Origin of the sequence: Streptomyces sp. SID486 (genome assembly GCF_009865385.1) — a bacterium.
Taxonomy (GTDB): Bacteria; Actinomycetota; Actinomycetes; order Streptomycetales; family Streptomycetaceae; genus Streptomyces.
In genome coordinates this window covers 1-7,019 of sequence record NZ_WWJT01000318.1, presented here as the reverse complement: position 1 = coordinate 7,019, position 7,019 = coordinate 1, and the positions used below count along the sequence as shown (strand labels likewise).

8 protein-coding genes are annotated in these 7,019 nt (G+C 71.9%); 3 read left to right on the top strand and 5 right to left on the bottom strand.

The features are described 5' to 3' along the window. Nucleotides 1-653 (top strand): gamma-glutamyl-gamma-aminobutyrate hydrolase family protein (locus GT045_RS15020; RefSeq protein WP_202528101.1); only part of this gene is annotated, 653 nt, incomplete at its 5' end. Continuing rightward, a complete protein-coding gene (locus GT045_RS15015; protein WP_161334465.1) occupies nt 653-2,032 on the top strand; it encodes an AarF/ABC1/UbiB kinase family protein in 1,380 nt (459 codons plus the stop codon). The genes GT045_RS15020 and GT045_RS15015, both read left to right, overlap by 1 nt. A gap of 55 nt (nt 2,033-2,087) precedes the next feature. On the opposite strand, the gene GT045_RS15010 is transcribed toward GT045_RS15015, so the two are convergent. From GT045_RS15010 to GT045_RS14990, 5 genes are read right to left on the bottom strand one after another with little or no spacing between them, the layout of a single operon-like run. Then, on the bottom strand, nt 2,088-2,714 hold the full coding sequence (locus tag GT045_RS15010) for a DUF6875 domain-containing protein (RefSeq protein WP_161288454.1): 627 nt from the start codon (nt 2,712-2,714) through the stop codon (nt 2,088-2,090). Continuing rightward, nucleotides 2,711-3,286, bottom strand: a complete 576-nt coding sequence (locus GT045_RS15005) for a hypothetical protein (protein ID WP_161334464.1) — start codon at nt 3,284-3,286, stop codon at nt 2,711-2,713. Before GT045_RS15005 ends, GT045_RS15010 begins: the two co-directional genes overlap by 4 nt. A gap of 9 nt (nt 3,287-3,295) precedes the next feature. Next, entirely contained in the window at nt 3,296-3,496 is a 201-nt protein-coding gene (locus GT045_RS15000; protein ID WP_161334463.1) for an MbtH family protein, read from the bottom strand. A gap of 44 nt (nt 3,497-3,540) precedes the next feature. Then, nucleotides 3,541-3,777 carry a phosphopantetheine-binding protein gene (locus tag GT045_RS14995; RefSeq protein WP_161288448.1) on the bottom strand — a complete coding sequence of 79 codons (237 nt, stop codon included), beginning with the start codon at nt 3,775-3,777 and terminating at the stop codon, nt 3,541-3,543. Then, complete coding sequence (locus GT045_RS14990) at nt 3,774-5,177, bottom strand: class I adenylate-forming enzyme family protein (protein ID WP_161334462.1); 1,404 nt, start codon at nt 5,175-5,177, stop codon at nt 3,774-3,776. Before GT045_RS14990 ends, GT045_RS14995 begins: the two co-directional genes overlap by 4 nt. A 498-nt stretch (nt 5,178-5,675) precedes the next feature. Between GT045_RS14990 and GT045_RS14985 the strand changes: the two genes are divergently transcribed. Next, the coding region (locus GT045_RS14985) for a condensation domain-containing protein (protein ID WP_237538594.1) at nt 5,676-7,019 on the top strand (1,344 nt) is incomplete at its 3' end.

Genomic DNA, 7,019 nt, shown 5'->3' with positions numbered 1-7,019 from the left:
CGGCCCCCGCGGCGCCCGCCGCCGGCCGGCGCGTCCTGATCGCCGACCACCAGGACTCCTTCGTCCACACGCTCGCCGACTACGTCCGGCAGACCGGGGCCGAGGTCGTGACCTACCGCGCCGGGTTCCCGCCGGAGCTGCTGGACGCCGTGGAGCCGGACCTGCTGCTGCTGTCGCCGGGCCCGGGCCGGCCGGCCGACTTCGCCATGTCCGGCCTGCTGGACGCGGCGCTGCTGCGCGGGCTGCCGGTGTTCGGCGTGTGCCTCGGGCTGCAGGGCGTCGTGGAGTACTTCGGCGGCACGCTCGGCACGCTGGCGCGGCCCGTGCACGGCAAGCCGTCGTCCGTCGAGGTGGTCGGCGACGGCGGAACGGTCCTGCACGGTCTGCCCGCCCGGTTCCGGGCCGGCCGCTACCACTCGCTGTACGCCGATCCGCACACGCTTCCGGCGGAGCTGCTGGTGACGGCCCGCACCGGCGACGGCACGGTGATGGGTGTCGAGCACCGCACGCTCCCCGTCGCGGCCGTCCAGTTCCACCCCGAGTCGATCATGACCATGGACCGGGGGGCGGGCCACGCCCTGATCGCCAACGCCGTCACCCGCCTCGGCGCGGCGACCCGGACCGCCGTCGTCTCGACCGCCGGGAGGGTGTGATGGGTGACGAGGAGCTCCACCCGGAGGACCGCACCGGCGGCACCGCCCGGGGCCTGCCGCGCTCCCCCTGGGCCCGGAACGCCCGGCTGGCGTCCCTGCCGCTGGGGTTCGCGGGCCGGTCGGCGCTGCGGTTCGGACGGCGGCTGCTGGGCCAGCCCGTCGACCTGCTCACCGGCGAACTGCAACGCCGTACGAGCCTGCACCTGTTCCGGGTGCTGGGCGAACTCAAGGGCGGGGCGATGAAGTTCGGGCAGATGCTGTCCGTCTTCGAGGCGGCGCTCCCCCCGGAGGTCATCGGCCCCTACCGGGCCGCCCTGACCCTCCTCCAGGAGGCCGCGCCCGCCCTCCCGGCGGAGCAGGTGCACGCGGTGCTGTGCGAGGAGCTGGGACCGGACTGGCGCGAGCACTTCGCCGAGTTCTCCGACACGCCGACGGCGGCCGCCTCCATCGGCCAGGTGCACCGCGCCGTGTGGGCGGACGGCCGCCCCGTGGCCGTCAAGATCCAGTACCCGGGGGCGGACGAGGCGCTGCTCGGCGACTACGCCCAGCTCGGGCGGCTGATCCGGCTGTTCTCCGTGGTCACCCCGGGTCTGGACGTGGAGCCGATGCTGCGGGAGCTGCGGGAGCGGGTCGCCGACGAACTCGACTACCGGCTGGAGGCGGCCGCCCAGCAGGCGTTCGCCGACGCCTACCGGGGCGACAAGGAGATCCTGGTACCGGACGTGGTCACGTTCACGCAGCGGGTGCTCGTCTCGGAGTGGCTGGACGGCACCCCGCTCGCCGACGTCATCCGCGAGGGCACCCAGGCCGAACGCGACCACGCCGGACTGCGCTACGCCCGCTTCCTGTTCTCCGGGCCCGAACGGGCGGCCCGGCTGCACGCGGACCCGCACCCGGGCAACTTCCGGGTGCTGGCGGACGGCCGCCTCGGCGTCCTCGACTTCGGCTCCGTCAAGCACCTGCCGGACGGCTTGCCGTCCTCGCTCGGCACGCTGCTGCGGCTGGCGCAGGACGGCGACTGGCCGGCGGCGGATGACGTGCTCGTGCGCGAGGGCATCATCACCCCCGGGGTCCCCCTGGAGCCGGCGGCGCTCGGCTCGTTCCTGCTGCCCCTGGCCACTCCGGCGGCCGGGGAGACGTACCGGTTCACCCGTGACTGGCTGCGCGAGGAGGTGATGCAGGCCATCGACCTGCGCCGGGGTGACCTGCTGCGCCGCTTCAACCTCCCCCCGTCCTACGTCCTGGTCAACCGCGTGGTGGGCGCGGCCACGGCGGTGCTGTGCCAGCTGGAGTGCGAGATCCCGTTCCGTGCCGAAGTGGCGCGCTGGCTGCCGGGTTTCGCGGACGGCGAGGCGGACCGGGAGCCCGCGCAGCGGTGACGGGCACGGCCCGCGGCGGTGCGCCGGGACCGGCCCGGGCGGGAGCGGGTGTCCGTCAGGAACCGTGGGCCTGCTCGCTGAGGCGGTAGCGCTCCACCAGCAGCGGGTCCATCACCGTGGAGTCCGGCCCGAAGAACTTGCCGAACTTCTCCCGGTAGGCCCGGAACCAGTGCGGGTGGTCGGCCAGGAAGAAGATGTCGTGCAGGGCGATGGAGCGGATCGCGAGGAGCGGCACCGGCGCCCTGCTCACCGCGAAGCGGGGGTTGCGGGCAGCGGTCACCTCGCAGTTCTCGTGGAACTGGCCGATCATCAGCCCCCGCGCCACGAAGTCGTCCTTCACCCGCTCCTGCGCCAGGTCGAGCAGCCCCGTGTCCTCGCTGCGCAGGTCCGGCAGGACGACCACCATGGCCTGGAGCATGGGGTTCCGGCCCTGCCAGGTGGTCCGCTCGTACTCGCGCAGACTGCTGCGGGCGATCTCCTCGATCAGTTCGAGGGTCGGCGTGTGCCCGACCAGCCGCAGCCGGGTCTCCAGGGTGCGGTTCTTGCGGGAGGGCGCCACGAAGGGGCAGATGGGACCGGTGCGGCCGATGTCCGGGTGGTTCGCGGAGATGTACTCGGTCAGCCATGTGCCGACCGACTCCAGCGCGGCGGCGAAGTCGACGACGGGTGCCGTGGACGTCATGACGTGCCCGTCAGTTCGGCGACGCGGTCCACGGCGACCCGGGCGAGCCGGTGGACCTCCGACTCGTCGGGGATGCGGACGTTGACGAAGGTGAGGACGTCGCCCTTCCTGACGATCGCCCACGCGGTCTCGATGCGGAAGTGGTCGACCGTGGACGACCAGCGCGCCAGGAAACCCCCGTCCCCCAGCGCGACCGGCTCCAGGCCGGTTCGGGTGATGTCCAGCTGGACACCGTCGTTCAGCTCCATCCGGTACCGCGCGCAGGCGCGGACCGCGTCGGAGAACTCCTGGTACACCTGCCGGCAGGAGCCGCCCGCGAACCGTGCGACGTGGTGGAAGACCACGGACCCCACGATGTTGGTGAACAGGGCGGAGGCGTGGTGCGTCGTGTCGGGGTGGCTGCCGTGGGTGAGCATGTTCGTCAGGTCGACGAGGGCCCGCCCCGACTCGTCGCCGGAGACGAAGACCGGGTCGTAGGCGGCGCTCGGCTCCTCCCCGAAGAACGATTCCTCCAGGTCCTCCTCCCGCAGCAGCAGCTGCCGGAATGCGTCCTCGCCCATGCCGTCGTCCATCGTGGTCTCCTATCGGCGTACGAGGCTCAGCGGGCGCATGTCGGTCCAGTGCTCCTCGACGTAGTCGAGGCAGGTCTGGCGGTCGGTCTCGGCGAGCGCGACCGTCCAGCCGGCCGGCACCTCGGCGAACGCCGGCCACAGCGAGTGCTGGCCCTCGTCGTTGACGAGCACGAGGAAGGTGCCCTCGGCGTTCTCGAACGGGTTGGTCATGCTGACTCCCAGGACAGAAGAGGTCGGGGCGGGAAGGGCGTCGGTCAGTGCTCTTCCAGCGCCTTCGTGACGTAGGTGTGGATGCCGGCGATGGAGGTGAACAGGGCCATGTCCGCGAACTCGGGGTCGATCACCACGCCGTGCCGCTCCTCCAGCCCGTGCTGGAGGACCACCAGGGTGAGCGAGTCGATCACCAGCTCGGCGTCGTCGGGCAGTTCCTCGGGCGGCCCGAGCCCGGCGTTCTCGCTGAGGATCGCCCGGATGTCGTTCTTCGTGATCAACGCTCCCCCTGTACCTGCGACGACGATTCGGACGTCACGCGTCCGCGCAGCTGCGCACGGTCGCGGACCAGCTTCCCCATCGAGTTGCGCGGCAGCCGCGGCAGGACGGAGAACCGCTTGGGGATCTTGACCGGGCTCAGCCGCTCCCGGCACCAGACGACGAGCTCGTCCGGGGTGAGCGCCCGGTCGGCGCCCACGTACGCCTCGATGACCTCCCCGTGGGTCACCACGGCCTCGCTCACCCGGGGATGGGCGAGCAGGACGCTCTCCGCCTCGGCGAGGTCGACCTTCAGCCCGCCGACGACGACCAGCGAGTCGGACCGGCCGAGCAGGCTCAGGACTCCGCTCGCCGGATCCTGGTGGACCCGGTCGTAGGTGCGAAGCCAGCCGTCGGTGAAACGGTCGGCGTGCTCGCCGTACAGGTAGGGCGAGGAGTCCATCCGGACGTGGAGTTCGTCACCGACGACCTTCACCTCGGCGCCCGGCACCGGGGGTCCCAGCTGCGGGGGCACACAGGTGCCGGTCAGGTCGCCGGCGAGCAGCCCGATCTCGGTCAGGCCGTAGACCGGGTTGACCGGCACGCCGAAGTGCGCGCGGAACCCGTCGTACGTCTCCTGCGGCAGCCGCTCGCCGCCGGACACCGCGAGCCGCAGCGCGGGCAGTTCGGGCCGGCCGGCGAGCCGGGTGAGCAGGTCGTAGTGGACGGGTGTGCCGTACACGGCGGTCGCCTGTGTACGGGCCATCAGCCGCACCACCTCGGCGGGGCGCAGGGTCGGCGGGACGATCAGGGTCGCGCCCACCGCGAGGGCGTGCAGCACCCCGCTGACCAGCCCCATGTTGTGCATGACCGAGTTCAGCAGCAGCACCCGGTCGCGGGGGCCGGGGATGCCGGGGAGCGCGGCGTGCCGGTCGAGTTCGGCGAGCACGGATGCCGCCGCCCGGCCGATCACCTTGGGGCGGCCCGTCGACCCCGAGCTGAACTGCACCAGGCGGATGCCGTCGGCGGCGGGCCGGCCCTGCGGCAGCCGCTGGACGGTGAAACCGGACTCCTGCCGGAATCCGGCCACCGGCCCCTCGGCCCCGGCCGCGGCGACGACGTACTGCGGACGCACCAGGTCCACCAGCGGCTCGTACTCGGCCGGTCTCAGCCGGAAGTCGACCAGGGTCACCTGCGCGCCCCTGCTCCACAGCGCGAGCAGCACATGAATATAGGTGAAACTCGGTTTCATCCGCAGAAGAACCGAGCTGCCCTCCGTAATGCCCTGTTCCCGGAAAACACGTCCGAGATCAGCGACCGCCGTACGTAACTGCCCCCGGGTGACCGGCGCGCTGGAAACAGCCCACAGGTCGTCATCCGCACCCGGGCTCAGCAGATGGCTTCCCCACCACGCATTCGCCATACACGTTTCCTTTTGCGAGACAGGTCCGCAAAATGTTCCATGCGGCATTCGGTGAGGGCGAAACTAACACTGCCGTGAAACGTCGGGCAAGCACGCGGAAGATCAATGGACTCCTGCCCCGAGCAAGGGAGTTGACACCGCGGACGCCCACGCCGTTCACCGCGGTCGCCTACGGTGGGCCGCCTGCCGGGCGTTTTCCCGTCCGGGCCGGCGGGGCGCGTTGTCCCGCCGGCGGGACAACGGGCGGGACATGCGTATGGCATAACCCATTGATCTCCTTGACCGCCCACAGCTCCCGGGTTAGGTTGACCTCCGTTGCCCTTCCGGGCACTTATGACCGTTTTCGAGACGAACGGCTATATCGCCGTGCCGAGCACCCGACGGCTGCCGTTCCTCTGTCACCCGGTTCGCATTGCTGACCCCTTTTCCGGGTTGTTACGAGCCTTTCATTCCTGCCTCCTCGGCCATTCGCGCGGGGGAATTATCGGAGGTGGAGACTTGTCCGTCAGCGCTGGCACCACGCTGCCTCTCACGGCTGCCCAACGGGAGATCTGGATCGCCGAGCAGCGGCTGGGACGGGCGAACCGGGTCTTCCGGGTGGGCGAGTACCTGGAGATCCACGGACGAGTGGATCCGGTGCTGTTCGAGCAGGCCCTGCGGCAGGTGGTCGCCGAGGCCGAGGCCCTGCACGTCCGCTTCACCGAGGAACACGGCGAGGTCCGGCAGGTCGTCCACCGGCCCGGCGACTGGTCCCCCGAACTGGTCGACCTCGGCGCGGAGCCCGACCCGGGACGGGCGGCCCGCGAGTGGCTGGAGGCCGCCGTCGCCCGGCCGATGCGCCTCGCGGAGGGCCCGCTGTTCGAGTACGCGCTCCTGCGGCTGGGGCCCGACCGCTTCTACTGGTACCAGGGCTACCACCACGCCGTGATGGACGCCTTCGGGTCCCTGCTGATCACCCGCAGAGTGGCCGACGTCTACACCGCGCTCGCGCAGGGCGGTCCGGTGGGCCCCAGCCCGTTCGGTTCGCTGTCCGACCTGGTGGCCGCCGACCAGCGGTACCGCACCTCAGAGCAATTCACCCGAGACCAGGCATATTGGACGGGCCACTTCGCCGACCGCCCCGAGCCGGCCGGGCTGGTCGGCCGGCCGTCCACCACGCCGGAGCGCTACCTCCGGCACACCGCCGTCCTGGATCCCGGGGAGCTGAGCGGTCTGCGCGCGGCGGCCCGCCGGGCACGGGCGCCTTGGTCGCACCTGGTCATCGCCGCCACGGCCGTCTACCTGCACCGGATGACCGGCGCCTCGACCGTCGTGCTCGGCCTGCCGGTGACGGCGCGCCTGGACCAGGTGCAGCGCCGGACGCCCGGCACGGCGTCCAACGTCCTTCCGCTGAGGCTCTCGCTGCGACCGGACACGACGCTGCGCGAACTCCTGGACGGCATCGGGGAGCGGGTGCTCGGCCTGGGCGGGCACCAGCGCTACCGGGCCGAGGACCTCCAGCGCGACCTCGGCCTGCCCGGCAACGCGGGGACCTGGTACGCCCCGGTCGTCAACGTCATGTCGTTCGACTACGCGGTGACCTTCGGCGGGCTGGCGACGACCGCCCACAACCTGTCCTCGGGCCTGGTCGGCGACCTCACGCTCGCCGTGTGGGACCGCCGCGACGGCACGTGCCCGACGGTCGACCTCAACGTGCACCCGGAGCTGTGCGGGGACGACGAGCTGGCGGCTCACCACCGGCGTCTGCTCACCGTGCTGCGGGCCCTCTCGGCGGCGGAGACGTCCCTGCCGGTCGGCCGGATCGACCTGCTCACCGACGAGGAACGGGCCGCCCTCCTCGCC